Origin of the sequence: Bacteroides muris (ex Fokt et al. 2023), from assembly GCF_024704895.1 — a bacterium.
GTDB lineage: Bacteria > Bacteroidota > Bacteroidia > Bacteroidales > Bacteroidaceae > Bacteroides > Bacteroides muris.
On sequence record NZ_JAMZEE010000033.1, the window covers coordinates 20,386 to 47,304 of the forward strand.

Sequence of the window (26,919 nt, forward strand, 5' to 3'; positions counted from 1 at the left end):
GGTTGTTATCAATATAGCTGCAAAGTAAACAAAAAAATTTTGTTTATCTCAAAGATTTTGCCGAATATTGCCGCATTAAAAAAGAGACAATGAGCAAATTCGAACTGACATCTGCCTACCAGCCCACCGGTGACCAGCCGGAGGCCATCGCACAGCTGACCGAGGGTGTGCGCGAGGGACTCCCCGCACAGACATTACTCGGTGTCACCGGTTCCGGAAAGACATTCACCATAGCCAATGTCATTGCCAACATCAACAAGCCCACACTGATATTGAGCCACAACAAGACGCTGGCCGCCCAGCTGTATAGCGAGTTCAAGGGATTCTTCCCGAACAATGCTGTGGAATATTATGTATCCTACTACGATTATTACCAGCCCGAAGCCTATCTGCCGTCTTCGGACACTTACATAGAAAAGGACCTCGCCATTAACGACGAGATAGACAAGTTGCGTCTTGCCGCAACCTCGGCCCTGCTTTCGGGCAGGAAAGACGTGGTGGTAGTATCTTCCGTTTCGTGCATCTACGGCATGGGAAACCCGGCAGACTTCTACAACAACGTCATCGAAGTGCAGCAAGGAAGGAACTTCAGCCGCAATGTCTTCCTGCGACGCTTGGTAGACAGTCTTTACGTACGCAATGACATAGACCTGAACCGCGGCAACTTCCGCGTGAAAGGCGACACAGTGGACATTTACCTGGCTTACGCCGACAACCTGCTGCGCGTCACCTTTTGGGGAGACGAGATAGACAGCATCGAGGAAGTGAACCCCATGAGCGGCATCACCGTCGCCAGGTTCGACGCCTATAAGATTTATCCCGCCAACCTCTTCATGACTACCAAAGAAGCCACGTTGCGTGCCATACACGAGATAGAGGACGACCTGCACAAACAGGTGCAATGGTTTGAAAACGAAGGTCGTCCATTCGAGGCCAAGCGCTTGCAGGAACGGGTAACCTACGACATGGAAATGATACGCGAATTGGGACATTGCTCCGGCATTGAGAATTACTCGCGCTACTTTGACGGACGTGCTGCCGGTACCCGCCCCTACTGCTTGCTGGATTTCTTCCCTGAAGATTTCCTGATAGTCATTGACGAAAGCCACGTCAGCGTCCCGCAGATACGTGCCATGTATGGAGGTGACCGTGCCCGCAAGATAAACCTGGTGGAATACGGTTTCCGCCTACCGGCTGCCATGGACAACCGCCCGCTGAAGTTCGATGAATTCGAAGAGATGGCCAAGCAAGTGATTTACGTCAGCGCCACACCGGCAGACTATGAGCTGATGAAATCCGAAGGCATCGTAGTGGAGCAGGTCATCCGCCCGACCGGACTCCTGGACCCTATCATCGAGGTGCGTCCCAGCCACAACCAGATAGACGACCTGATGGAAGAAATCCAGGTACGCATCGAAAAGAGCGAGCGAACCCTTGTCACCACCCTCACCAAACGAATGGCCGAAGAACTGACCGAATATCTGCTGAACAATAACGTGAAGTGTAATTATATCCACAGCGACGTAGATACTTTGGAACGTGTGAAGATTATGGGTGACTTGCGCGAGGGTATCTACGATGTACTTGTCGGGGTCAATCTGCTACGTGAAGGTCTCGACCTGCCAGAGGTCTCTCTTGTTGCCATTCTTGATGCTGACAAGGAGGGGTTCCTCCGTTCCCACCGTTCACTGACACAGACTGCCGGACGTGCCGCCCGTAACGTGAACGGCATGGTCATCATGTATGCCGACAAGATAACGGACAGCATGCAACTGACCATCGACGAGACCAACCGCCGTCGCGAGAAGCAGTTGAAGTACAACGAAGAGCACGGCATCACGCCACAGCAAATCAAGAAAGCGAAGAACCTCAATGTGTTTGCCACCAACGAGGCTTCCGGCGAAGCCGTCCTCAGCAGCGAGAAGTTCACTTCCAGCACTCCCCGCCCCTATGTGGAACAAGAAAGTACATCTACGATGGCTGCCGACCCGATTGTACAATACATGAGCCGCTCACAACTAGAAAAAAGCATCGAACGCACCAGGAAGCTTATGCAGGAAGCAGCCAAGAAACTCGATTTTATCGAAGCAGCCCAGTATCGCGACGAGGTATTGAAAATGGAGGAACTGTTGAAAGGAAAAGACAAGTGAGAAAAGATAGAACGGCATTTATTTTTCTCATTATTTTTGTGTACGTTTGCAGGTAAATTCAATGCAGCGATTTACATGGAATTATTAGTATATAAAGCCTCTGCCGGTTCCGGCAAAACCTTCACGCTAGCCGTGGAATACATCAAGCATTTGATAATCAATCCACGCGCCTACCGGCAGATACTTGCCGTAACCTTCACCAACAAGGCCACGGCAGAGATGAAGGAACGCATACTGACACAGCTTTACGGCATCTGGAAGGGAGAACCGTCTTCCGAAGCATACCTGGAAAGAATTAAGAATTATAATTTAAAAGCTCAAGGAGAGAGTGGAGACGAATTGACGGACGAGGACATCCGCCAACGGGCCGGCATGGCACTGCAATACATGCTGCATGACTACAGCCGTTTCCGCGTGGAAACCATCGACTCCTTTTTTCAATCCGTGATGCGTAACCTTGCCCGCGAACTGGAGCTGAGTCCTAACCTGAACATAGAGCTGAACAACAGTGAAGTGCTGAGTGATGCCGTAGACAGCCTCATCGAGAAGCTCACCCCCACTTCTCCCGTACTGGCATGGCTGCTGGACTACATCGACGAGCGCATCCGCGACGACAAACGCTGGAATGTCTCGAACGAAGTGAAAAGCTTCGGACGAAACATCTTTGATGAAAGCTACATAGAACGCGGCGAAAAGCTGCGGCAATGCCTGCGTACTCCGAACACGCTGAAACTCTACCGGGATGTGTTGCGCGACATGGAGACCGAAGCCCTGGAACAGATGAAAAGCTTCTGCGACCAGTTTGAGGGCGAACTGGAAGGGCATGCACTCACTCCCGAAGACTTGAAGGGAGGCGCCCGAGGCATAGGCAGCTACTTCCGCAAGCTGCGCGACGGCAGACTGTCGGACAAGGAAGTGCTGAACGCCACCCTGCAAAACAGCTTGGCTGATGCAAAAAACTGGGCAACAAAAACGTCTGCACGGAAGGACGACATCCTCCGTCTGGCAGAAACCAGCCTGATGCCTTTACTGCAGGAAGCTGAAAGAATGCGTCCGCAACGCAACCGTACGCTGAACAGTTGCCGCCTCTCGCTCCAGCACCTCAACAAACTGCAACTTCTCAATCACATCGACGAAGAGGTACGTACGCTGAACCGAGAGCATAACCGCTTTCTATTGTCGGACACCAACGCTCTGCTGCACAAGTTGGTGCGCGAGGGTGACTCTTCGTTCGTCTTCGAGAAAATCGGCGCCAACATACGCAACGTCATGATTGACGAATTCCAGGATACCAGCCGCATGCAATGGGACAACTTCCGCCTACTGTTGCTCGAAGGACTTTCGCAAGGAGCCGACAGTCTGATTGTAGGAGACGTGAAGCAGTCCATCTACCGCTGGCGCAACGGAGACTGGGGAATACTGAACAGTTTGGGCAATGAAGAATTGAAAATGGAGAGTGGAGAATCAAGTTCTCCATTAAACAACTTTCCCGTCCGTGTGGAAACCTTAAAGACAAACCGGCGTAGCGAAACGAACATCATCCGTTTCAACAATCAAGTATTTACGGCTGCCATAGACCACCTCAACGCACTGCATCTGAACGAGCTGAAAGAGGATTGCCTACCCCTGAAACGCGCTTATGCCGACGTAGTGCAGGAATCGCCCAAGAGCAAGGAATACGGCTATGTAAAAGCCGCCTTCCTTGAACCGGATGATGAACACAACTATACAGAGCAAACCCTTCTCGCCTTAGGAGAAGAGGTACAACGGCTACAGGAGGAAGGCGTAGCACTGAATGACATCACCATCCTTGTCCGCAAGAACAAGAATATCCCGCCAATAGCCGACTATTTTGACAAAGAACTGCATCTCTCTGTCGTGTCCGACGAAGCTTTCCGGCTGAATGCTTCCCTTTCCATCTGCATGCTGATGGATGCCCTGCGCTGCCTGTCGAATCCGGAAAACAAGATTGCGGAGGCTTCGTTAATGGAGAATTGCAAATTACAAAAGACCAACGACGAGCAGCAAGAAGACACGGCTCCCCTTCCCGAAGCTTTTACCTCCCGGCGGGAAACGCTGCGCCTGATGCCCTTGTATGAGTTGCTGGAAGAACTGTTCAGCATCTTCGGCATGAGCCGTATTGAAAAGCAAGATGCCTACCTCTTCTCCTTCTTCGATGCTGTGACGGAGTATCTGCAAAGCAACTCTTCCGAACTGGACAGCTTCATACGCTACTGGGACGAAACCCTTTGCAACAAGACCATCCCCAGCGGTGAGACGGACGGTATACGCATCCTCTCCATCCATAAGTCCAAAGGACTGGAATTCCATACCGTACTGATTCCCTTCTGCGACTGGAAGCTGGAGAACGAAACCAACAACCAGCTGGTGTGGTGCGTACCGCCGGAAGAGCCTTATAATGCCATCAGCCTAGTGCCGGTGAACTATTCCGCCACCATGGCGGAATCCATATACCGGCAAGACTATCTGCACGAACGACTTCAATTGTGGGTAGACAATCTGAATTTGTTATATGTGGCCTTTACCCGTGCCGGCAAAAACCTCATTCTCTGGAGCCGGAAGGAACAGAAGGGAACCATGTCCGAACTCCTTGCCCACACCCTGCCCCGCATAGCCAAGGACGGAGCGGGCAGTTGGGACGAAGAGGCTACCATATACGAGAACGGCAGGATTTGCCCCTCTCCCGCCCCCGTTTCACAACATGACGCAGACAATCCTGCTGATGACGAAGCCAAACCTCTATGCTGCGAACGTAACCCTAAGGTTTACGAACAGCAACCGGTCAACAGACTTTCGCAAAAGCCAGCCAAACTGTCCGTCCACATGGAAAGCATGCTTCATGACATTGAATTCCGCCAATCCAACCGTTCGGCAGACTTCATAGCAGGAGTGGACGAAGCAGAATCCAACCAGCGCTTCATCAACCGGGGACGTTTGCTGCACACCCTATTTTCTGCTATCGAAACGGAAGAAGACATTGACAATGCCATCAGCCAACTCATCTTTGAAGGTGTGATTGGACGGAGTGAGACGGAAGAAGAAATACGCGACCTCACCCAACGCGCCTTCTCTCTGCCCCAAGTCAAGGACTGGTATTCAGGAACGTGGCAGCTGTTCAATGAATGCGACATCATCTGGCAGGAGAACGGCGAACTGCGGACACGCCGCCCGGACCGCGTGATGATGCGCGGTGAAGAAATCGTAGTGGTGGACTTCAAGTTCGGAAAGCCGAACAAGAAGTACAACAAACAAGTGCAGGGATACATGCAACTGCTAGCCCGCATGGGGTATGCCGCAGAAAATATACAGGGCTACTTATGGTATGTAGAAGAGAACAACATAGAACCGGTATAACTCACCTCACCATCAACCATCAATTGTCAACTGAATCATGGAAACATTCCTCCAATTGGTCGCCCGCGACCTTTACGCCAAAATAGGAAACGACCTCTCGCGCACTGCCATCGTTTTCCCCAACAAACGTGCCAGTCTGTTCTTCAACGAATACCTGGCAGCCGAAACAGACCGCCCTTTGTGGTCACCTGCCTACGTCAGCATTAGCGAACTGTTCCGTCAACTCTCGCCATTGAAGTCCGGCGACCCTATCCGTCTGGTATGCGAACTATATAAGGTATTCCGAGAAGAGACCCGCAGCGAAGAAACTCTGGACGACTTCTACTTCTGGGGAGAACTGCTCATCAGTGACTTCGACGACGTTGATAAAAACCTTGTAGATGCTAACAAGCTATTCAGCAATCTGCAAGAACTGAAGAACATCATGGACGACTACGACTTCCTTGACGAAGAGCAGGAAGAAGCCATCCGACAATTCTTTCAGAATTTCTCCATAGAAAAGCGAACGGAATTGAAAGCCAAATTCATCTCCCTCTGGGATAAGCTGGGCGACATCTACCACCACTACCGCCGAAACCTCACGGAACTTGGCATTGCCTACGAAGGCATGATGTACCGCAATGTCATGGAGCAACTCGATACCGACCGACTGCGCTACGACCGCTATGTATTTGTCGGCTTCAATGTGCTGAATAGAGTAGAAACCCGCTTCTTCCAACTCTTGCAGGATGCCGGGAAAGCAATGTTCTATTGGGATTACGACGTGTTCTACACCCGGCTCCCCCTTGAGCAGAAGCCGCCCTATACCCACGAAGCAGGCGAATTCATCCTCCGCAACCTAAAGTTGTTCCCCAACCAACTGCCCGAAACTTCTTTTGATGTACTGCGGAAGCCCAAGAACGTACGTTTTATCTCCGCTTCTACCGAAAATGCACAAGCCCGCTACTTGCCGCAATGGATTAAAAATAATGAGGAATCGGCCGGAAGAGAAGAATCAAGGACTCCTTCCTCATTCAAAGACACTGCCGTGGTCCTCTGCAACGAGTCCCTGCTGCTCCCCGTCCTCCACTCCATTCCGGCAGAAGTAAGGGACGTCAACATCACGATGGGTTTCCCCCTTGCCCAAACTCCGGTATACAGCTTCATCAACGCCCTTGTAGAGCTACAGACTACCGGCTACCACGCAGGCACCGGACGATATACCTACGAGACCGTGCTCACCCTGCTGAAGCATCCTTATACCCGGCAGCTTTCCTCCCATGCCGAAGCACTGGAAAGGCAGCTTACCCGGGACAACCGCTTCTATCCCCTTCCCTCGGAACTGAAGCAAGACACATTCCTTGAACAAGTCTTTACACCACAGAATGGCATCGCTGCCCTATGCGGCTACCTCACCGGACTGCTTCGTGAAGTAGCCGTCCTCTATCGCCAGGAAAAAGACGTGGAAGACATCTTTAACCAGCTGTACCGCGAATCTCTGTTCAAAAGCTACACCCTCGTCAACCGCCTGCTCAATCTGATAGAGACCGGGGAACTGAGTAGTCTGCACACAGACACACTGAAGCGACTGCTGAACCGCCTGCTTACCTCCGCCAACATTCCCTTCCACGGAGAACCCGCCATCGGCATGCAAGTAATGGGTGTACTGGAAACGCGCAACCTTGATTTCCGCAACCTCATCATGCTCTCTCTCAACGAAGGGCAGCTGCCCAAAGCCGGAGGCGATTCCTCCTTCATCCCCTACAACCTGAGGAAAGCATTCGGCATGACTACCATCGAACACAAGAACGCCGTCTATGCCTACTACTTCTACCGCCTCATCCAGCGGGCAGAAAACGTCACCTTATTATATAACACCTCTTCCGACGGGCTGAACCGCGGAGAGATGTCCCGCTTCATGCTGCAATTCCTGGTTGAGTCGCCACACGACATCTCCCTCGAGTACCTTGAAGCCGGACAATCGCCCCAGCAAGCGCGGAAAATTGAGATTCACAAGACACCGGAAATGTTGCAACAGATGTTCAATGCCTACGACGTCCACCAACGTCCCCAGGCATTCTTTTCCCCCTCTGCCCTCAATGCCTATCTGGACTGCCGGCTGAAATTCTACTACCGATATGTAGCCGGCCTGAAAGCCCCCGATGAAGTAAGCGCTGAGATAGACTCCGCCCTCTTCGGCACCCTCTTCCACCGTTCCGCCGAACTGGTGTACGCCGAACTGACAGCCAACGGACGGGAGATACGTAAAGAGGACCTGGAACGATTACTGAAAGACGATGTCCGCCTGCAAGCCTATGTAGACAATGCTTTCAAAGAAAAGTTCTTCCACATACCCCTTACGGAGCAACCGGAGTATAACGGCACGCAGCTCATCCATTCCAAAGTCATTGCCTCTTACTTGCGCCAGCTCCTGCGCAATGACCTGCAGTATGCCCCGTTCCGCATGGAGGGTATGGAGCAGGACGTCAGAGAAACGATGGAAATAGATACTCCGCAAGGAAAGCTTGCCTTACAGATAGGCGGTACTATCGACCGCCTGGACAGCAAAGGAGACACGCTACGTATCGTGGACTACAAGACAGGCGGTACTCCCAAGACTCCCGAGAATATAGAACAACTGTTTACTCCCGCCGACAATCGTCCCAGCTATATTTTCCAGACGTTTCTGTACGCAGCCATCCTTTGCCGCAAGCAATCGATGAAGGTAGCCCCTTCCTTGCTCTACATCCACCGGGCAGCTTCCGAAGGCTATTCCCCGGTCATCGAGATGGGGGCTCCACGGCAACCCAAGGTACCGGTCGGCAACTTCGCTTTCTTCGAAGACGAGTTCCGCGAACGGCTACACGGACTCCTGCAGGAGATATTCAGCCGGGAAGAAACATTCTGCCAAACAGAGGACATCCGGAAATGTGAATATTGCGATTTCCGCAGTCTATGTAAGAGATAAAAAGAAGTCTTGATGGTTTTAACGGCATCATATTGGTAGTGGATGGGAGAAGCAGGACAATCAAGATTATAGATTTCGTCCACATCCCCCTTATAAGATTGTAGGCGATTTGATAAATTATGCAAGTTTGCAACAAAATATTTCACCTGTTAATGAACATAAAGAGGCAGATTAAAAAATCTGCCCCTGAAATATTTCATTTATCTGCCACATACTCTTCTTCTTTCTTATCCGGAATACTGAAGTCCTTGTTCGCAAACAAGTCTGCCAAGCCCGAAATTTGCTTTAACCGCAACACTTCGTCACGGTCCATCCCGATGTTTTTCATTATCCATTCATCCGACATGCCGGCTCTGTCCAATTCTGCCACAATATGACACATCAACTCAATGTTGTGCGTGCCACGGGCACGGTTATGACGGATAGTGGACGCCATGCGGCTGGAAAGTTCCTTGTCGATTACGACCACGGGAAGCAACCCGTTTTCGCGCTGATAAATTCTTTTGGATGTCTTCAACACCTGATAACGGTGATAACCGTCTACAAGGATATAGTTGTCTTCTTTCTCGTCATAGTAACAGACACAAGGCATGGTGAAACCGTCTTCCCAGATGGAAAGCTCCAGAAGTCTCATTTCGGGCGGTGCCACTACATTCGGATTGTAATCGTTCGCTTGTATTTTCTCTATTGAAATCGCCTTTACATTATATACCGGACTTTTATCTACGCTCATAACATCATATTTTTGAATTGTTCCATTATCTTGTCCCTTTTGTATGCCTCTTCCTTGTTCAAGGCAAACCCCATGTACTTGCAGGCATGGTCGTTCTTCAGAATGCATATACACATCCGCTTATAAGTGGGGATTTCCCGAAATTCCGCAATGTCAATATCATCCAAATAGTCCATGCGCACCGGTTTCTTGTTCGTCTTGTAATTCGTGGTATTCATCACTTCGATGGACACTCCTGCATCCCTCAGCTTCTGGATGGTCTCGTCAGCCAGACAGCCCCCTTTTGTACGCCAGAATTCAATACTGACAGTAAGCTTTTTCAAGTAGTTCCTCCGGGTCTCTTCCGGCAAGGTGGAAAGCAAGAACTGCATAAAGCCTTTCCACGTATACCCTTCGGGCAATCGGACTGTTTGCCACCCCATGGCACGCGTCCCTCCGTAAATACCGGTAAAGTTCACTCCGTTGACCCGTCCTATCATTTTTCCCCAAGTATTCGGATCGATGACACGATACAGCTTCAGGCTCTCCTGTGCCTCGCAGAGAAAAGGACTTGCCACACGCTGACGTTCGATATTGACCCCGGCTTTATAATATAGGTCATACAAATGGTTATAGTCAAAACCGAATTTGCCGTTGGCTGTCCAGATATCTGTCGTCTTCCAGTCATAAATGGGATAAGCATTGAAAATGTCATTACCTATTTTCGAGGTCCAGCGGTAATTGTGGTACATCTGATACTTCCGGTTCAGATGGATGCTGCGCCAACGGTTAAAACTCTCCTGCGTACGAATGCCTATGAGAAAGCAGGCACGCACTCCGTTCTTCTTCTCATGCAGCCATTTGGCAAAATGCATCTGAAACTCATAATCCCACATTTTGGGAGTATAGAAAGGAAATGTCTCCTTAGTGAAACAGCCTTTCGGCATTTTCCTCACCCAAATGTCCTTCAAATCATCCTGCCACGGACGCCAGTAACTCTGGTACATCGACGTGCAAGTCGTTACACGAAAAGGCACACAAACACGATATACCTCCAATATATCCTTATTTGCCTCCAATATCCGGTTCACATAATCAATGGTCATGCTATACTGTATCTCATAGTCCATGTGGAACACACACAGTTTACGGTCCAACCGGTTCCTGCGGATATAGTCTATGCATAAATTCAGCAACACTCCACTATCTTTTCCTCCCGAAAAAGAGACGCATACCGTGTCAAACTCCCTGAAAACCACATCAAGACGTTCTTGCGCCAGTTCATACACATTTTTGGGTGCAGCCATAATTATTTGTTTTTCTCCATTTTCACATAACGAGTCCATACCTTGTCTTCCAAAAAGCCCAGCTCGCCGAAGACATCCCTATCCTCAACAAAGCTGACAGCTGTCAGGCTGCTCTCCTCGCTCAGCTTCTCAAGTACCTTTTCCAGAAGTAATTTCAGCGTGTCAACATTTTTCTCCTCAATATAATAGTTGTTGATAACACATTTATGTTGCTTATGCTCCACCGGCACAAAACCTACAACATGTTTATCATCCAGAGCAACAAACCACTCGTACTCTTCCGATGTCCGGAAAGGGTAATTGTAATTCTGTTTCAGCACTTTCGAGCTCATAACCAAAGGGGCTACAAGCTCATACAGTTTTTTATCTGTACCATGTAATTGTACTATCTGTATCATATACATTCATATTATTTGAAATTACGTGTTAAAGATAAAGCTTATTTACGACGGAATATCCTCCTTTTAAATAGATTTAAGAATATAACCGGATAAAATATTAATAAACAGATATTATCCTCCTAATTTGTATATGTTGACTAATTGGGAGTTCTTTGCAAAAAAGTCACCCGAAAAGAAATAATGAAATATTTACTGCTTTTTATAATCTTTGCTAAGATAGAAATGTTCACTATCGGTGGCGGATACACATCTTTAACGGCATTCGTCCGGCAGTAGCCACACTGATTGTGATTCCCTACATTTCGGGCTGTCCCCGTATGGATTTCCTTGCCGGAATCTCAGGCTTCCTCCTATATTGAGGAAGCGGTGGAGACAGACACCATCTTGCGGGCATATGCCCATACCACGCAATAAGCAACCAGCGGTACAATAAACGCCCACACCATCGTCGCATGATCTGCCACCAGCCCCATCAACAGCGGACCTACCACGCCTCCCACTGGAGACATCATCAGGAAAGAGGAAGCCCTCTTGGTATGATTGCCCAACCCGCGCAAGGAAAGGGCAAAAATCGTGGGAAACATAATAGCCTCAAACGCATATCCGCACAACAGAGCTGCAAGCGATACCATCCCTACATCCAGCAACACCAACGAAGTGGTCACTACCGTCCCCGTGGCACACACCAGCAACATTTTCTCGGCACGTACGCGTCCCATAATCCAGCTACCGGCAAAACGTCCCAACATGAACAGTCCCAATCCGCCGAAAGAAAGTACTACCGAAGCTTCGCGAGCATTCATCCAGTTTTGTTCCACCACATAGTTGATAAAGAAGCTGTTGATGGAAATCTCACCGACCTCATAAGCAAACAAGGCTATCAGTCCGAAAATGAAAAGCCGGTGCGACCACAATTCTACCTTATTACCAGCTTCGTCCACCTCCACACTATGTTCAATCTCGGGCAACTTGATTCTTGAAAAAACCAGCGCTACCAGCAGGACAACTAACCCCATACAGATATAGGGCAATGCGACATTGCCCGAGCCCGTCTGCCCATCCTTAGAAAAGAGCAGCAGTCCGGCAAGCACCGGTGCACAGATACATCCCAGACCGTTGAAGGATTGCGCGAAATTCAGTCGGCTGGCAGCTGTTTCCTTTGCGCCCAATTCTGTGGCATAAGGATTGGCGGCAGTTTCAAGAAATGTCAGTCCACAGCCTATCACGAACAACGCAAACAAGAAAAGATTAAAAGACAAATATTGCTGCCCGGGGATAAAGAGCAGCGAACCGATACCGTAGAGCAGCAGTCCGAATACCACACCCCGGCGGTATCCGAAGCGACTGATGAAAAGTCCTGCAGGAATGGCCATGATGAAGTATCCCATATACATCGTCATCTGTATAAAGGCCGAATGCGTCTTCGTGATGTCCAGTATCTCTTGAAAGTGCTTGTTCAGTACATTCAGAATGGCATGGGCAAATCCCCACAAAAAGAAAAGAGAGGTAATCAAAATGAAGGGCACAAGGTATTGTCTGCCCACCAATGGTATTCGTTTCTGTTTCATAATATGATAATTCCAGACAATCGTTACAAGGCGATTGATAATTGCGGGTGCAAAGATAAACAAAACTCCCGGTCTTTTCCCAACATTTTCACATTCGCTATTGTACAGAGCAGCTTTTTCTCTAACTTTACTGCCATCATACAATGTTAAGCCATGAAAAATGCCATCCCACGATACAATTTCTACAAAACTAAGAGCCTATTAAAAAATGACTGAAATCTTTTTCTAAAGAGGTTTCCGTATCCGTCAGATTATTTCTTTCTTTGAGGCGACCAAACTTAAAAAAAGATGTATCAGACAGATTTAACGGAAACCGAGTGGCAATATATAACAATTGCCCCGTCAAGTCGCGCAGCTCGGTATATTTCGTCAGACTGAAATCGACGTGCAGCACCGGATAGGCCTCCCACTCCTGCTCCAGCCGTTCCATGGCCAGTCCCTCGAAAGACACTTTATTCGTAATAAAGTAATGCTTTATCACTGATAAAGCACTGCTTTACTCGCAATAAAGTGTTGCTTTACTCGCGATAAAGTGATACTTTATATTCAGCAAAGTGTTCGTACAGCTGTTGTATGCTGATAAAGAAGACGTTTAGTTCGGCCGTCTCAACACAGTCAGAACGAAGCAAAAACTATACTTTAATGAAAAAGTCTGATAAGGTTTTGAGCGAAGCTAATGACAGAGCAAAATGATAGTTTCAGTTTTGACTTGTGGATTGTATTATTTAAGTTTATCGTATTCTTCATCCGTCACCGGCTCTAGCCATTCATTAAAAGTATCCTCTCCGGGAACTTCGAAAGCAAGATGGGCAAACCAACCATCAGAAGCGGCTCCGTGCCAATGCTTCACATTTGCAGGGATATGGATAACCGTACCGGGTAGAATCTCTACTGCCGGCTTGCCTTCTTCTTGATACCATCCACGACCGGCAACACCGATAAGCATCTGTCCACCGCCTTTAGTAGCGCGGTGTATGTGCCAGTTATTGCGACAACGAGGCTCGAAAGTGACGTTAGAGACGGAAACCTGCTCACGTGAAATGGGAGCGAGATAGCTGTTACCTATGAAGTACTGTGCGTATGCAGTGTTCGGTTCTCCAATGGGGAAAATCATTTCACGCTGGAACGCGGCTTTGGTATCTTTACCGGCGGTGTCCTCTGCCCATACGCCTTTGGCCAGATTAAACGCTGCCCACGCTTTGGGCCAACCGGCATAGAAACCAATATGGGTGATGATTTCGGCAATCTCCGTACGGGTGATGCCGTTCTTTTTTGCCGACTGAAGGTGGAACACGAGCGAATTATCCGTGATTCCCTGACTGATAAGAGAGGTAATAGTTACTAAACTACGGTCGCGCAGACCGAGTTTGTCGGTGCGGCTCCAGACCTCGCCAAAGAGGACATCGTCGTTGAGCTCCGCAAATTTAGGAGCAAACTCACCCAACTGGGTGCGTCCTGCTGTCTGTACTATCTTTTCTTGTGCCATAACATTGAGTGTTAAAATGCTGAATACTGAAATAAAAAAAATCTTGTTCATAGTCGTTCTATTTATTGCATGAAGTTATTGAGCTTGTTAGCCGGATTAAGTGGCGTCTGGTCAGACAAGACCAATGATTTGACCATGTGCAACGTTCCTTGCTTGTATTTCTGAAAGTGTTCTGATGCAATATGTTTTTCATAAGCCGCATGGCTCGCATAGGTTTCGAGGATGGTCACCTTGCAGGGATTCTCCTTCTCGCCGACCGCATACATAGTCAGCACGCCCGATTCGGTGCGCAGAGAGATTTCGCCTACTTCGATTGCGTATTTCATATACTCGTCGAGATACTTCGGATAAACCTCAATTTTCGACAACCGCACGATACCGTCAGCACTCATCGGCTCTTTGGCGCACATACCCGGCTGCTTATCCAGATTCAGGCATTTGCCGATAATCTCTCCCGTGGCAAGGTAGGAATAGGTCGGAAATTCAAACAATACAGGTTTCAGCTTCGTATAGTCGAGTTTCCCGTTATTATCAAGTACTTCAGGAACAGCATATGTATTGACTATCGCACAAATGAAATTGTCGAAACTTTCAGTTTCATAGATGTCTACCACCTCACACTCCATGGTGAGTGGCGATGCGTCTATAACGGGAGTACCGTTTTCGCCAATATGGTAGGCGAACACCTCTGACTTATCGACCGTCGCACCGCTTACACTTCCCACATAGTCAGCTTTCTGCAATATTTCACGACTCACTAGATTGATGGAAAGTCGTTTTGAGTCCTTTATTCCTTGATTAGTGTAATGGCTTTTACTCATGCTGATGAGTATCCGGTCATGTCCAATAACACCCGTATGGCCTACCACTAGCCAGTTTACTTTCCCTTCAACCTCCGCCCCGACAACCGTCATCGGCTTGGGATAGAGCGCTAACAGATTTCCGAGATTTTTCTTGTTCGTTTCCATTATATTAGGTTGAACGGTGTTCTCCTTCACGGGGATACTGCACGATATTATGACAAGCAGTGACAGAGCTCCTAAAATTGTTTTTGCCATACTCTATATTACTCTATTTTTCTTGTTAAACTTCTGATGACAAAGATACCGCGATAGCACAAGCGAAGACGTATATGAGTTACGGATATTTGTACCCGAATTCCCGATTATACCGCAAGAAAGTTCAAGTTCATCAGATGAGTATAGTAAGACTGGCAGGAATCCTACGAATAATCCCACGCATGTTTTTTTTAATCGTTATTCTTGCCGATACAGAAAACAAGAAAGCTCTGAAATTCTTGGATTTCAGAGCTTTGCTTTAATTTGATTTTGCTTTTTGCGGTGCGTACGGGAGTCTCTGAATGCTATTATATGATTTTTAAAGAAGCCTTAAAACATTAATAATCAACATTATAATAAAATCTCATCAACTTTATAACTTCAACCAATATTATATACTCTCGTAAATCGGGGGAGTAGTTAAAGGGTGTTACTCCCCCTAATCAGTCTTTGTATCTTCGCTCTTGAAATTAGGTGGATAGAACAAGGGAAAGTAGTTTGTACTATCATGTATATTCATGTAATGTCAGCCTATTTTCCCTTTAAAATCTTCTCTTTAGATTCGCGGTAAAATTAAGTAAAACGTATGAAAAAGACAAATTTTAGTACAAGAGCCTATGTAATGAAGAACGGGCAGGTAATGATTCGGGTAAGATGGAACAGTAAGAAGAATGAAGTCGGTTTTTCGGTTGGGTATACTATTGATCCTTTAAAATGGGATAGTGACAAACAACTGGTAAAAAGCAATACGACCCATAAAATCGGTGGGAAGATTGTTTATGCCCGTGAGATTAACAATGCAATCTGTAGTTTTCTGGTTTGTATCGAGGAAGTGTTTGCCAAATATGACCTTCATTCCAAAATACCAACGACAACTGACTTGAAAGAGCTGGTGAATGAGAAATTGGGTAGGGTAAAACAAGAAACGGTGGATGAAGATAAGATGAAAACGTTGAAGGATATATTTTCCGAATTCTTGCTGCTTCGACCACAAGAAGGTAATTGGGGTGATAAGATCCATGAGAAATATGACCAGATGTGGACTCAGTTAAGCAGTTGTGACCCCAATATTACACTTGAAACTCTAAATCAGTTAAAAGTTCAGGAGCTTGTCGGATGGTATATAAAGAATGACTATTGTAACCGTACCATACAGAAACAAATCAGGATATTGAAATCATTCCTACGGTGGGTTTCAAGGCATGGATATACAATAAATTCTGGCGTATTAGAATTCAAACTCAGGCTGAAAGTAATACCTCGAACCGTAACCTTTCTAAAATATAAGGAACTGATGCACTTCTTCCACTATGAATTTCCCAAGGAGAAAGAATACCTATCAAAAGCGAGAGATATGTTCTGCTTCATGGCTTTCACTTCTTTACGATATTCGGACTTGGCTGCACTTAGACCGGTCAACCTAGTGGATGGGTACTTAGATTTCTGTACCGAAAAGACCGATGACAAACTGCATATCGCTTTGAATGAACACGCACAGCGGATCATTGATAAATACTCTTGGTACAAAGGCAATACCATATTCCCTGTTCCAAGCAATCAAAAATTAAATGATTATTTGAAAGAAGCAGCCAAACTTGCCGGACTGGATCGTGAAATATCTCAAGTTTATTTCAAGGGTAATACCAGGCATGAAGATACTTATAAGTTTTGGGAACAAATCAGTTGTCATGATGCAAGAAGAACTTTTGTATGTTGTTCCTTGGCTCTTGGTATTCCGGCTAGCGTAGTAATGAGTTGCACCGGTCATTCAGATTATGCCACTATGAAACCTTACATTGAAGTTGCTGACGAGACACAGAAAATACAAATTGAAAAGTGGAACACACACCAATACAAGTCGGGAATCATAGAAAGTATGGAAAAAATGACTCCGACACAATTAAAACAACTTTTTGAGTATGTAAAGAGTATTGCATAATATATTTTTTATATATTTAAGGCAGCATTTGAAAAAATCGGGTGCTGTCTTTATGTTTAACTCAAAAAATGTCATTATGGATAAAGTTATAGCAGAATCTATAAAAGATAATCAAGATTTTAAAATTCTATCCCAAATATATGATGATATAGAAACCGGTAAAGTGCCGATAAGAATAGAGAAATACCAGCTGACTCAAAATATTTATAAATGGAAAGACCAGGAATGCTCCATCAAAGAAATCATTGACATACTGTATTTAAAAAGTTGGATGAAAAAAGGAAAAGGGAAATATATATTAGAAAATGTGAAGATTGGAGAAAACCTATATAGCATATGTGGAGATAAATATTTTATAGAAGATGATATTGTCCCTATATTTGAGGATGTCCTTAACGATAAAATCCAATTGAACGAGGAAGAGAATATAGAATATCGGTTTCATCTTTTCCTTGTATCCATGCCTGCAAGTATTGTAAGAGCACTCACACTTACAATGACCAATAAAGAAAATATTAGGCAGCAAAAAATACAAAGAAGTTTCCATTACGCAACTGATGAGGAACAAAAAAAGATTGCATCGTCATTTTGGATTCTTTGGAACAAGAACATATCAATACCCGAACTACTAAGTTGTTGTTTCCCATCGTTATTCTCGCCGGAGGAGATACAAATTATCCAGAACAAATACATGGAATTTGAGAAAAAAGAGGACTTTACCATTTGGTTTGATCAGAACTATGATGCCATTCTACAAGATTATATCAATAAGGAGTTCCAAGGCAGCAGTTTAAGATTCAATGAATATATAAGGAATGAATTGGAAAGAAGCGGTATATGTCCACTTGATAGAAAACCGACAGAAGAATATGAATGGAAAGTCGCGGCAAATGTTGTTAAAAAATTCCACAACGAGTATCAAAAATGGGAACAGCAAATTATGGGGGATGGTTATATGGACATCCATCCGATTTTTGAATATGAGTACAGAAAGCCTATTTTCTTCCTGCAATATTATTGTTTTCATAAAAGGAACTGGGAGATTTTTTTTGATATGATGAATGGTGACAAATTGAGTATGGACGAATATAACCATATACTCAGCCGGATGAAAGAAGAAGGTCTAAATAAATATGTCCAGAAAAAATATAATGAATACAAAAGAATAACAAGTGCCGTAAAAGATATAGTATTTGTCAAAGAGCTTAACATAAATGAAGTTAGCCAATCGTTGTCAAGATACTATAGGAGAAAAAAGGACGGAAAAATTGATTATAAATTTGACCGTCAGTATTTATTGGATATTATTGAGGATATAATTTCTGAATTACATTCTGGTTTGGATGTGGCCGGATTTATTTACATATTATGGAGAACCCACTTCTTTGACCATGCCTACTTTGATGATAAATTCACTTCATTTCGAGATAAAATGACTGAAATATTCCAACTTAGTGATATTCCCAGTATTAAAGAATATACAGAAAAGAAGCCCAAGACAAAAGATAAAGCTTATAAATTATGGGATCAATGGGACGTTTTTCAAAGAATGATTGACAAGACAGCACTGGACTAATTTTTCTTCAATAAAATAAAAGGAGGAATATTTTTACATATTCCTCCTGAGCTGAGTTATTATAGTCTTTCGATCTCTTCTTTGGTCAATCCGGTTGCTCCGATAATCAACTCTATTGAAGTTCCAGATGATTTTAAATAACGGGCTACTTCTATGGCTTTCCTTTTCTCTCCTTCTGCTCTTCCTTCTTCACGTTCAGTATTAATATTATCACGAAGAATAACAATATTATCCAAGTGGCGGTAATAGGCAGCAAGCTCATCCTTGGTCATGCTATCCAGTTTCAGCCTTTCACGCGCCTCTTCAAGACCGGGAGCTGTGGCAGTGGAAGGTATCTCTCCGGTGTTAAGATAATAGATCCATTCTTCCAAGGGACTTTTCGCTACCTGATTGAAACCGTTCACCTTCAGGATATAATATTCAGGATATAGCTGACTTACCGTATCCACCTTGAATGTCTGCTTCTGGAATGGAGTGAGTTCCAGGAGATCGTTGGTGTGGATGCCTCTGAATTCTGTCTTCCCATGATATACATAGTCCGTACCATGTCCTAGAGAGAAGTAGACTATATTGACGCTATATACCTTACGGACCTTGTCATAGCTTTCTCCCCTATTGATATACTCAGTCACCAGCTTGGAAGTACCGAACAACATACGCTGGAAGTAGGCATACTCATTATTGTTCTGCACCTCTATCAGCACCAGTTCACCCTTAGAGTTCTCGGCAAGCATATCGACACGGTTATACTTGTCATACTCATCCTCCTGATTGCTTTCACTTTCTAGGAGTCGCTGGATAATAATCTTCTCACCCAATAACGTAGTGAGCAGACCTTCAAGTACACTGAAGTTTGCCTTGTTCCTGAGCAGACGTTTCATCGCCCAGTCAAAACGAATTATCTGATTCTTATTGTTGTCATTCATAATGGTCTAATATATTGGTTACTACAAAGGTAAACAAAAAGATTCAGAGTACCAAATTTACAAAAAATCTATCCATTTCCAATCCCCTCAAATCCTTATATATGACAAAAAGCTTGGAGTATAATTCAGCACCATTAAGATAAGGTGCATCGACTTCAAGCATTATAACAAAAAATAATTTACCGGGTCACGCTTATTTTCAGACGATGGATAAGATGGAGATTCGATGATGCGTAGCAATTTCAGTATGTGGACAAGACATAAAGTTCCCCACGAAAGAATGTATGCCGCATGATAGGCCAAGTAAATGCGAGGAGCTATTTATAACGGTTCAACTATCATAACCAGTCGAAAGACCGGTTTATTTTTTTTCTTCCCCTTCCTTGATTTCCCCTCAAAGCCTTATATATGAGAAAAGTATATAAGAGAAATAATAACTAACAATTTAAAACAACTAAGAGACATGGGAAATTTAATTAAAGGATTGAAGGTCGCAGCTTATGTGGCCGAGATTATCGTGGCAGGTTCCGTAGTAATAGAACTTGCGGAGAAGTATTGTGGCAAATTCGGGAAAAAGAAGATTGCCACGGGTAAAGTCAAGGCCGTTGATGCTGCGACTGAAAACTGATAGAACGTCTGATGAATGGATTATGACAAGAAAGCGGACGTAATAATAACCGTATTGGAGGTAGCAACTTCAATACTCAAAGGGATAAAGAAGCTAAGAGGTATATTTATAAAAGCAAAGAAATGACACCTCTTGGCTTTTTTTGTTTCATCGCATTTTATTAACCGACTAAAAAATAACAAGAGTATGGAAACAATGACTAATGAACTTACTGTCATTCCAAGAACAATCGGAATGATGGGCAGAATGGGTATGCTTAAACCTGAATTTATCGAAGATACTGTAATCGTATCAGAAGAAGAACAGGAGGAACATCCAAATTTTATTGAGAGTAACACTTCGGGTATTACGCTTGAAGAACTGGAGAGTAATTGCATTGTCCCTAGTTTCGGAGACAACCAGCTTACAATCAGCCACCAGAAATTTATCCACCAGGTAGAAGATGCTGCAAGAATGTATTTTACCGGAGAGAACTTTGGAAACACGGAAATCAGAGTTTCACATAAGATTTTAGGCAGGGTTCCGGGAGCATTGACAAAAAGGAAAGAAGAGCTTAGACCGGAGGACGAGACCATCTATTATCAACGTATGGCTTTCTGTTTTCATATCTGTTCCATGAGCAGAATGATGAACGGCGAGGAAGTACATTTATGTATCGGAGGTGTAAGAAGCCTGAACGAGGAAAACTTATACGCCCGAAAATCCCCCGAGAAATTCAAGATCTTTATCGGGTGGAGGGTTCGTGTGTGTTCAAATCTGATGCTGACCAACGATGGCTTGACCGGACGACTGGAAGTAATGAGTGATGCAGATATTTATAGTTCAGCACTCAGACTATTCCAGGATTTCAAACCGGATCAAAATTTGAGATTACTTGAAAACCTGGGAAGGACGAGGATTTCACAGGAACAGTTCTGCCAAATAATAGGTAGGCTCAGATTATACCAAGCTTTACCCGCTTCACAACTTAAAGAATTGCCAAAGGTGATTTTAGGTGACTCCAATGTCAATGCAGCTACGAAAGGCTATATAGAGAATCCAAATTTCGGATTGTGTGGCAGAGAGAATATTACTTGTTGGGATTTGATGCAGCTACTCAATGATGCCGCCAAACAATCCTATATTGATAAGTTTCTGGAGAGGAATCAGAACTGTACTGATTTTGCTGTAGGTATCCAAAAAGCTTTAAACGGTGAAGATACTGAGAATTACGGATGGTTTTTGAGTTAGACCTGAAAAGAAATTAACTCATAAGGGAGAAAGAACTAAAATATAGCAAACCGGTTCTTTCTCCCTTTTTTGTTGAACTCTTTAACGGATACATAATATGGAAGTGAATGATATTATGACATACATAGACAGATTGCTGCAAGGCTGTTCTGATAAAAGATGTGCTGAGATTCTAAAGGAAGTAACGGAGGAATGTCAGTCACGTATAGATGAATGTAAGAAAGGTGCTTATTCTAAATCATTGCAATAGGAATAATATATAAACAATAATGAATATTATGGAAAGACATGAACTGGAAAACAGCAGGGAATTCAAGGCTGCAAAAGAACTTGAACATGCCCTGAACGACTATGGGTGGAATGAGAAAAGGTTCGCTATTACAGTTACCACATTCCACAGGACCCTACAACAGACTTTATTCAGAAGTATGGTTGAAGTAATAAGAGTCATGGGAAGTGAAGGTTACGGATATGACCCGAGAAACAAGGCTTCACATGAGATATGTAAGAAGATAGTGGAATCGGGAGTTCTGGAAGACAAGACGATACCATTCATCTGAAAAGGTTGAAACATACCAAGACTAATATTCCGGGGAGGGATATTTCCGATTAAAAGGAAGTATCTCTCCTTTTTTTATTTACTGACAATTTAAAATTCAGAAGACTATGTTATACTATAATTTTTATGGTTATGAAGAATTCAAGGCCCGTTTCGGACTTGAGAAGAGAGACAATGGTGTGGCGGTAAGAAAGAACAAGATACTGCTGGCCCACCTCAAAAATCCTGCACTGCTCAGATATTGCAGGGAACATGATGATTATGCCTTGTTACATATATATGATATGGCTGACCTACAGAAAAAAGTAATGGATGCTGTCATTGAATCAGGAAAAGGTGATGAAAAGCTACCTTATAGGGTGGAGCTGATAGGAAAGACATATTACTCCTCCCAATATCAAACTGACGAAAGCAAAGGTGTATGTGAGGACTTGGATAAAAGTTCAGTCCGCTATATAAATGTTGAACGTAACCGGGTCTTCAAGAAAAGAGCCGGAAAATTCATGAGAGGGCTTATCCTTGAGACAGAGATAGGAAAACTGCTCTCTCCAAGTGTAGTGAACTGGATTTCGGGAGACGTTTTCACTCAAAACTGGTGGACTTATACACATAGGAAATCACCTGATATGGAACTTCATGTCAACAATGATTTTGGGAGAATCTATGACAGTAACTATTGTAAAGGGAGTTTCGGTTCATGCATGGTGGATGAGAACAGGACTTCGTTCTATCATGATTCGGTAAAAGCCAAGGCTGCATACATAATAGACAAGACGGGGCTGATTGTAGCCAGAGCCATTCTTTTTACCGATGTTACGGATCAGGACGGCAAGAAATGGAGGCTGCTTGAAAGGCAGTATTCCTCGGAAGGTGATGATGTATTGAAACGCCTGCTTGTGGATAAACTTATTCAGGAAGATTATATTGACGGCTACAAGGTAATCGGTGCTTCCTGTCATGATGCAAATTCCTTTGTGGATGTTTGTGGCAACTCATTGTCTGACAGAAAATTTGAAATAGATTGTGAACTGGAACTGGAAGACACGCTTTCCTATCAGGATTCTTTCAAATGGTATAGTTATAATCAGAACAAAGCCTATAACTACGAAAACTCCGGGACCTCATACAACCTTGATACAACGGACCTTAATCTTTACGGGGATGATAATGAAGATGATGGAGAATGGGATGCTTACCACCAATACTATTGTTCAGCAACAATTTGTTGCTATCGGAACGGAAGGGAGATCTGGGTGGATTCAGACAACCTGGATGATTTTGTATGGATTGAATCAAAGAATGAATATCACCATGAGAACGATTGTGTATGCTGTGACAATTGTGGAGAGAACCTGCTGAAAGATAATGCGGAATACTCCGAGGTGACAGAAGAGCATTATTGCTGCAAGGAATGTATGGAGAAAGCGGAAAATGAGTTCAAGCGGAAGAACTGGTATTATTCCGAGTATGATGAAGCATGGTATGAGAACCTTGATGATATAACCCGGATCAATATCTGGAATGACTCGGAAGGAGTATATGAAGAGAAATCCATTTGTATAGACACTTTGGACAGTCTGATTGAGAATGAAGATGTATGGGAGTTCGGTGAGGATGTATTTGATACAGTAAATCCGAGCACCAACCTTCCATACGGTTATAAACTTAAAAAAGAGATGAGTCATGAATATGCAATTGTTGAAGAGGCTGTATAGTATCTACAGCCCGAGCGGAAAGGAACAGAAGATGGTGAAGTTCCTCTGTTCCTACATAAGACAACTTCCCGGAAACATATCCGTGTCAAAGGATGAATTCGGGAACCTGTATGTAGTAAAGGGGGAATCAGAAAGTTATCCCTGCCTGGTGAGCCATATCGACCAGGTTTCACACTGCAACCACTCAAAGGATTTCAAGGCGGTGGAGACCAGGGAAATCATATTCGGTTATTCGCCCAAGAACAGGAGGTTTGAGAATCTGGGAGCCGATGACAAGAACGGGATATTCATCTGCCTTGAATGCCTGAAGAAATATGATGCTGTTAAAGTTGTATTTTTCAGGGAGGAAGAAACAGGATGTAGGGGAAGTTCTGAAGTGGTGATGCCTTTCTTCGATGACGTGAGGTTCGTTATCCAGCCTGACAGAAAGGGTAATTCGGATCTGATTACAAGTATCGGATATTCTGACTTGTGTTCCGAAAAGTTTATAGAAGCCCTTGAACCTGAAAAATGGGGTTACATGGAGGAGAACGGATTGATGACTGATATTCTGGCCTTGAAAGAAAAAGGGCTTGAAGTTTCCTGTATCAACGTCTCATGCGGTTACTACAATGCCCACACTGATGAAGAAATCACAGTGAAGAAAGACCTGATGAAGAGCCTGATGTTTATAGAGCACATCATAGAGGATTGCACTGACATCTATCCCCATACGCAAAGTGACTCATATTTCAGCCCCTATGAGTTCGAGGATGAGGTTTATGACATGCTGAACTATGATCCGACTTTAACTCCCGAAGATCTTTATGACATGTATTCCACCAATTTTCCACATTTGAAATTAGAAGATTATAGAAAGATATGTGAGGATTATCGGATGTTTTGGGTTGAGGATGAAGAAGATATGAATGAAAAAACGTTGAATTATGGAAAGAGATAAGAACTACGATTTGGAACTGGCTAAATATATCTGGTCCATCTTGAAATGCAATCCCCCAATCCTTATGTCTTGGGGAGTTGAGATTGAAACAGTAAAAGTGATAAAGTATGGTCTTGAATTCAGAGTCAATGGATTCAAACATACCGGAAAAGTTCAGATTGTATTGAATGAGGGTGCTGACCTGTTTGAAGTCTGTCTGATTGCTGAAGATGGAGAAATCAGGGATAAGAGAGAGGGCATCTACTTTGACATGCTTGTTTCTGTGGTAGATGAACTTGTGGAGAAAACCAATGACTATGAGAAGAGGGTTTCTGATACATATAATATTATAAGGTATTAGCGGTTCTCTGAGAAATCGGGAAATGTGACAACGGGCTTTCTGTGAGGGAGTAGATTTTATAGGAACTCGAAATCTCATGGAAAGCTTTTTTTATAAATCAGCTTAAAGGTTATTGAACGGTCGTTTAGTAACCGAGAAGAGCGTTAAATAAGTGTTAATTATGAAACAGAAAAATTATGTTGCCTACCTGCGACAATCCACAGTGAAACAGGAAGTATCAGGATTAGGCGTAGAGGCACAGAGAGAAATAATACAGAATTACCTGAAGGATAAAAAAACGATTGCTGAATATATTGAAACGGAAAGCGGTCGTAAATCTGACAGACCCAAACTTACTGAAGCATTGGAATTATGCAGAAAAACAAATTCTGTCCTGATTGTAGCAAAACTGGATAGGCTGAGCAGAAATGTGGCCTTCACCAGTCAATTGTTGGAGAGTGATGTGGAGATAGTATTCTGTGATTTTCCTGAGGCTAATAAACTTGTACTACATATCATCAGCAGTATAGCAGAATATGAGGCGGGATTGATCAGCCAAAGAACGAAACAATCCCTGAAAGCCAAGAAAGCGAGAGGATATAAGCTTGGTAAATCTGAAAACTTATTAAACAGACTGAATCAAGCGGTAGAGAACAGCAATAGGACCAATCATCAGAAAGCTCTTGACAATCCCAATAACAAGAGGGCTATAGCATTGTTGAAAAACTTAGTAAGAGAAGATAGAAGTTTGTCTGAAATGGCTAGAATCCTGAACAGTGAAGGGTTTGTTACAGCTATGGGGAAAGAGTTCAGAGCTTCGCAGGTGAGTATATTATTGAAAAGGTATAACTTGAAAGAGGATTGAAATTATGGAACCTAAGTATATATTGATTCTAGACTTTTTTGTCGGCTGTCTGAATATCATAAAGCTGACGGACGAAGAGCTGAGAGAATCAGAGGAATATGAGGACTTTGAAGATTTTCTCTCAACCATCGAGGAGAGATACGGATTCAGACTTAACAGTTGCCAATGGATGGTTACAGAAAATCTGGACATCCATTGCTATCAGAACGGGGAAGAGACAGAACCCAATCTGTTATAGCCAAATAAGGAAGAGAAACCGGGGTAATACTTGGTTTCTTTTTTTTCTTCGGTTTGGTCGGAGACAAGAGCGTGGAACGTAGTGGAATGTTATACATAACTGGAAGACAAGGTGGAATAAATAAGTGTGCAAATGATGTACAAAAGCTTAAATAGTAAGCATTTATGTAAATAATTTATTCCATCCTACGGTTATGTCATACTCATTACTTCGTATAGGCTTCTGTCTCTGATTTACCCCTGACCAAATGAAGTTGTCGTTTACTTGTCAATCACCATATTCTTAACTGGATGAATAGTATCGGCATGGTTTTATACATTTTCTGCCGACAACCATCTCATCCGGAATTGTGAATGGTGGGATAAAAGAAAAACAATTAGAGATTTTTTATTATTCCGGTCTTTATGGTGCTGTCTGAATTTGGGTTGTGAGATTAAGGATATTTTGCTGACGGTTGATTGTTATTGTCAGTTGGTAATAGTTGTCAGGGGGTGGTTCGTATCTTTCTTATCCCTAAAAGTCAAAGAGATTATAATTTGGATGATTGGTTCTGTGATTAGATTACTTTTCTTTCCCTGCCTCAAAGGGGGAAATGGAGGGGAAAATGGGGGAAAAGGGGGTGGAAAAGCCTATTTTTTATAACTTTTTTCAATTCTACTTATCCAGAAATTAGTAAAAAAATAGGTTTTAGAGGTTCCCCTTTCCCCTTTCCCCCCTTCTCTCTCTTGAGAACGGGAAGAAGAAAAGGATAGATTCTATATCTACTTTGGTTATCATTTAAAGTTCTTGCAGAAATAAAATTGTCAGTTTTAAAAACTATACCAATTTATTTCATATTAAACTTGCATAAAACATTTTTTTTATATATATTCACACAGTTATTTATGGCGAGTTGTATATAATTAATACTTCGTTAAAATTACAGTTAATCCGTTGAAAACAAATGAGTTAGTAAATAATATTTAGTATAATAAGATAGG

Annotated in this window: 20 protein-coding genes and 2 pseudogenes; 13 read left to right on the forward strand and 9 right to left on the reverse strand. The window is 43.9% G+C overall.

The genetic code is table 11. The features are described from left to right. Positions 1-89: 89 nt before the first annotated feature. The 3 genes from uvrB (at position 90) to M1B78_RS12990 (ending at position 8,472) form a co-directional block, all read left to right on the forward strand. Positions 90-2,150 carry an excinuclease ABC subunit UvrB gene (uvrB, locus tag M1B78_RS12980; RefSeq protein ID WP_257931682.1) on the forward strand — a complete coding sequence of 687 codons (2,061 nt, stop codon included), beginning with the start codon at positions 90-92 and terminating at the stop codon, positions 2,148-2,150. Positions 2,151-2,225: 75 nt separating this feature from the next. Then, a complete protein-coding gene (locus tag M1B78_RS12985) occupies positions 2,226-5,525 on the forward strand; it encodes a UvrD-helicase domain-containing protein (RefSeq protein ID WP_257940892.1) in 3,300 nt (1,099 codons plus the stop codon). 37 nt (positions 5,526-5,562) lie between these two features. Beyond that, positions 5,563-8,472: a PD-(D/E)XK nuclease family protein gene (locus M1B78_RS12990; RefSeq protein ID WP_257940893.1), complete on the forward strand. Its 2,910-nt coding sequence runs from the start codon at positions 5,563-5,565 to the stop codon at positions 8,470-8,472. A gap of 2 nt (positions 8,473-8,474) precedes the next feature. On the opposite strand, the pseudogene M1B78_RS18895 reads toward M1B78_RS12990, so the two are convergent. From M1B78_RS18895 to M1B78_RS13025, 8 genes and pseudogenes are all read right to left on the reverse strand, one after another. After that, a pseudogene (locus M1B78_RS18895) lies at positions 8,475-8,567 on the reverse strand (SDR family NAD-dependent epimerase/dehydratase); the annotation flags it as partial. 101 nt (positions 8,568-8,668) lie between these two features. Further along, positions 8,669-9,205: an IbrB-like domain-containing protein gene (locus M1B78_RS12995; protein WP_257940894.1), complete on the reverse strand. Its 537-nt coding sequence runs from the start codon at positions 9,203-9,205 to the stop codon at positions 8,669-8,671. Further along, entirely contained in the window at positions 9,202-10,491 is a 1,290-nt protein-coding gene (locus M1B78_RS13000) for a DUF3440 domain-containing protein (protein ID WP_257931679.1), read from the reverse strand. Before M1B78_RS13000 ends, M1B78_RS12995 begins: the two co-directional genes overlap by 4 nt. 2 nt (positions 10,492-10,493) lie before the next feature. Continuing rightward, positions 10,494-10,889, reverse strand: a complete 396-nt coding sequence (locus M1B78_RS13005; RefSeq protein ID WP_136010372.1) for a hypothetical protein — start codon at positions 10,887-10,889, stop codon at positions 10,494-10,496. A gap of 353 nt (positions 10,890-11,242) precedes the next feature. Continuing rightward, on the reverse strand, positions 11,243-12,460 hold the full coding sequence (locus tag M1B78_RS13010; protein ID WP_257940895.1) for a sugar MFS transporter: 1,218 nt from the start codon (positions 12,458-12,460) through the stop codon (positions 11,243-11,245). A 319-nt stretch (positions 12,461-12,779) separates the two neighbouring features. Continuing rightward, a pseudogene (locus tag M1B78_RS18785) lies at positions 12,780-12,956 on the reverse strand (AAA family ATPase); the annotation flags it as partial. Between the two features lie 225 nt (positions 12,957-13,181). Beyond that, on the reverse strand, positions 13,182-13,997 hold the full coding sequence (locus M1B78_RS13020) for a carboxymuconolactone decarboxylase family protein (RefSeq protein WP_136010369.1): 816 nt from the start codon (positions 13,995-13,997) through the stop codon (positions 13,182-13,184). Between the two features lie 11 nt (positions 13,998-14,008). Further along, entirely contained in the window at positions 14,009-15,004 is a 996-nt protein-coding gene (locus M1B78_RS13025) for a flavin reductase (protein ID WP_257940897.1), read from the reverse strand. Positions 15,005-15,590: 586 nt separating this feature from the next. Here M1B78_RS13025 and M1B78_RS13030 point away from each other — a divergent pair. Together M1B78_RS13030 and M1B78_RS13035 are read left to right on the forward strand one after the other, a co-directional pair. Then, on the forward strand, positions 15,591-16,943 hold the full coding sequence (locus M1B78_RS13030; RefSeq protein WP_257940898.1) for a site-specific integrase: 1,353 nt from the start codon (positions 15,591-15,593) through the stop codon (positions 16,941-16,943). A 76-nt stretch (positions 16,944-17,019) separates the two neighbouring features. Beyond that, positions 17,020-18,519, forward strand: a complete 1,500-nt coding sequence (locus tag M1B78_RS13035; RefSeq protein WP_257940899.1) for a hypothetical protein — start codon at positions 17,020-17,022, stop codon at positions 18,517-18,519. A gap of 59 nt (positions 18,520-18,578) precedes the next feature. Here M1B78_RS13035 and M1B78_RS13040 read toward each other — a convergent pair whose 3' ends face one another. Continuing rightward, positions 18,579-19,445, reverse strand: a complete 867-nt coding sequence (locus M1B78_RS13040; protein WP_257940900.1) for an Rpn family recombination-promoting nuclease/putative transposase — start codon at positions 19,443-19,445, stop codon at positions 18,579-18,581. 463 nt (positions 19,446-19,908) lie between these two features. On the opposite strand from M1B78_RS13040, the gene M1B78_RS13045 reads away from it, so the two are divergent. From M1B78_RS13045 to M1B78_RS13080, 8 genes are all read left to right on the forward strand, one after another. Then, on the forward strand, positions 19,909-20,073 hold the full coding sequence (locus M1B78_RS13045; RefSeq protein WP_257940901.1) for a hypothetical protein: 165 nt from the start codon (positions 19,909-19,911) through the stop codon (positions 20,071-20,073). Positions 20,074-20,259: 186 nt separating this feature from the next. After that, entirely contained in the window at positions 20,260-21,303 is a 1,044-nt protein-coding gene (locus tag M1B78_RS13050; RefSeq protein WP_257940902.1) for a DUF3871 family protein, read from the forward strand. Between the two features lie 278 nt (positions 21,304-21,581). Continuing rightward, the gene (locus M1B78_RS13055) at positions 21,582-21,863 is read left to right on the forward strand and encodes a hypothetical protein (protein ID WP_257940903.1); all 282 of its coding nucleotides are present in this window, start codon (positions 21,582-21,584) and stop codon (positions 21,861-21,863) included. A gap of 106 nt (positions 21,864-21,969) precedes the next feature. Further along, positions 21,970-23,577 (forward strand): hypothetical protein, encoded by a 1,608-nt coding sequence (locus tag M1B78_RS13060; RefSeq protein ID WP_257940904.1) that lies wholly within the window; start codon positions 21,970-21,972, stop codon positions 23,575-23,577. Continuing rightward, positions 23,546-24,517 (forward strand): hypothetical protein, encoded by a 972-nt coding sequence (locus tag M1B78_RS13065; RefSeq protein ID WP_257940905.1) that lies wholly within the window; start codon positions 23,546-23,548, stop codon positions 24,515-24,517. The genes M1B78_RS13060 and M1B78_RS13065 overlap by 32 nt, the downstream gene beginning before the upstream one ends. Beyond that, positions 24,504-24,857 (forward strand): hypothetical protein, encoded by a 354-nt coding sequence (locus M1B78_RS13070; RefSeq protein WP_257940906.1) that lies wholly within the window; start codon positions 24,504-24,506, stop codon positions 24,855-24,857. The genes M1B78_RS13065 and M1B78_RS13070 overlap by 14 nt, the downstream gene beginning before the upstream one ends. 160 nt (positions 24,858-25,017) lie before the next feature. Next, a complete protein-coding gene (locus M1B78_RS13075; RefSeq protein ID WP_257940907.1) occupies positions 25,018-25,701 on the forward strand; it encodes a recombinase family protein in 684 nt (227 codons plus the stop codon). Between the two features lie 4 nt (positions 25,702-25,705). After that, positions 25,706-25,939, forward strand: coding sequence for a hypothetical protein (locus M1B78_RS13080; RefSeq protein ID WP_257940908.1), 234 nt, complete (start codon positions 25,706-25,708; stop codon positions 25,937-25,939). The last annotated feature ends 980 nt before the right edge of the window (positions 25,940-26,919 follow it).

What these genes read in the sequence shown, in the direction of transcription:
- M1B78_RS12995 (WP_257940894.1), bottom strand. Translation starts at nt 9,205, where the DNA reads ATGAGCGTAGATAAAAGTCCGGTATATAATGTAAAGGCGATTTCAATA.
- M1B78_RS13055 (WP_257940903.1), top strand. Translation starts at nt 21,582, where the DNA reads ATGGAAAGACATGAACTGGAAAACAGCAGGGAATTCAAGGCTGCAAAA.
- M1B78_RS13010 (WP_257940895.1), bottom strand. Translation starts at nt 12,460, where the DNA reads ATGAAACAGAAACGAATACCATTGGTGGGCAGACAATACCTTGTGCCC.
- M1B78_RS13065 (WP_257940905.1), top strand. Translation starts at nt 23,546, where the DNA reads ATGAATATGCAATTGTTGAAGAGGCTGTATAGTATCTACAGCCCGAGC.
- M1B78_RS13060 (WP_257940904.1), top strand. Translation starts at nt 21,970, where the DNA reads ATGTTATACTATAATTTTTATGGTTATGAAGAATTCAAGGCCCGTTTC.
- M1B78_RS12990 (WP_257940893.1), top strand. Translation starts at nt 5,563, where the DNA reads ATGGAAACATTCCTCCAATTGGTCGCCCGCGACCTTTACGCCAAAATA.
- M1B78_RS13045 (WP_257940901.1), top strand. Translation starts at nt 19,909, where the DNA reads ATGGGAAATTTAATTAAAGGATTGAAGGTCGCAGCTTATGTGGCCGAG.
- M1B78_RS13005 (WP_136010372.1), bottom strand. Translation starts at nt 10,889, where the DNA reads ATGATACAGATAGTACAATTACATGGTACAGATAAAAAACTGTATGAG.
- M1B78_RS12985 (WP_257940892.1), top strand. Translation starts at nt 2,226, where the DNA reads ATGGAATTATTAGTATATAAAGCCTCTGCCGGTTCCGGCAAAACCTTC.
- M1B78_RS13050 (WP_257940902.1), top strand. Translation starts at nt 20,260, where the DNA reads ATGGAAACAATGACTAATGAACTTACTGTCATTCCAAGAACAATCGGA.
- M1B78_RS13030 (WP_257940898.1), top strand. Translation starts at nt 15,591, where the DNA reads ATGAAAAAGACAAATTTTAGTACAAGAGCCTATGTAATGAAGAACGGG.
- M1B78_RS13070 (WP_257940906.1), top strand. Translation starts at nt 24,504, where the DNA reads ATGGAAAGAGATAAGAACTACGATTTGGAACTGGCTAAATATATCTGG.
- M1B78_RS13080 (WP_257940908.1), top strand. Translation starts at nt 25,706, where the DNA reads ATGGAACCTAAGTATATATTGATTCTAGACTTTTTTGTCGGCTGTCTG.
- M1B78_RS13000 (WP_257931679.1), bottom strand. Translation starts at nt 10,491, where the DNA reads ATGGCTGCACCCAAAAATGTGTATGAACTGGCGCAAGAACGTCTTGAT.
- M1B78_RS13075 (WP_257940907.1), top strand. Translation starts at nt 25,018, where the DNA reads ATGAAACAGAAAAATTATGTTGCCTACCTGCGACAATCCACAGTGAAA.
- M1B78_RS13040 (WP_257940900.1), bottom strand. Translation starts at nt 19,445, where the DNA reads ATGAATGACAACAATAAGAATCAGATAATTCGTTTTGACTGGGCGATG.
- uvrB (WP_257931682.1), top strand. Translation starts at nt 90, where the DNA reads ATGAGCAAATTCGAACTGACATCTGCCTACCAGCCCACCGGTGACCAG.
- M1B78_RS13035 (WP_257940899.1), top strand. Translation starts at nt 17,020, where the DNA reads ATGGATAAAGTTATAGCAGAATCTATAAAAGATAATCAAGATTTTAAA.
- M1B78_RS13020 (WP_136010369.1), bottom strand. Translation starts at nt 13,997, where the DNA reads ATGAACAAGATTTTTTTTATTTCAGTATTCAGCATTTTAACACTCAAT.
- M1B78_RS13025 (WP_257940897.1), bottom strand. Translation starts at nt 15,004, where the DNA reads ATGGCAAAAACAATTTTAGGAGCTCTGTCACTGCTTGTCATAATATCG.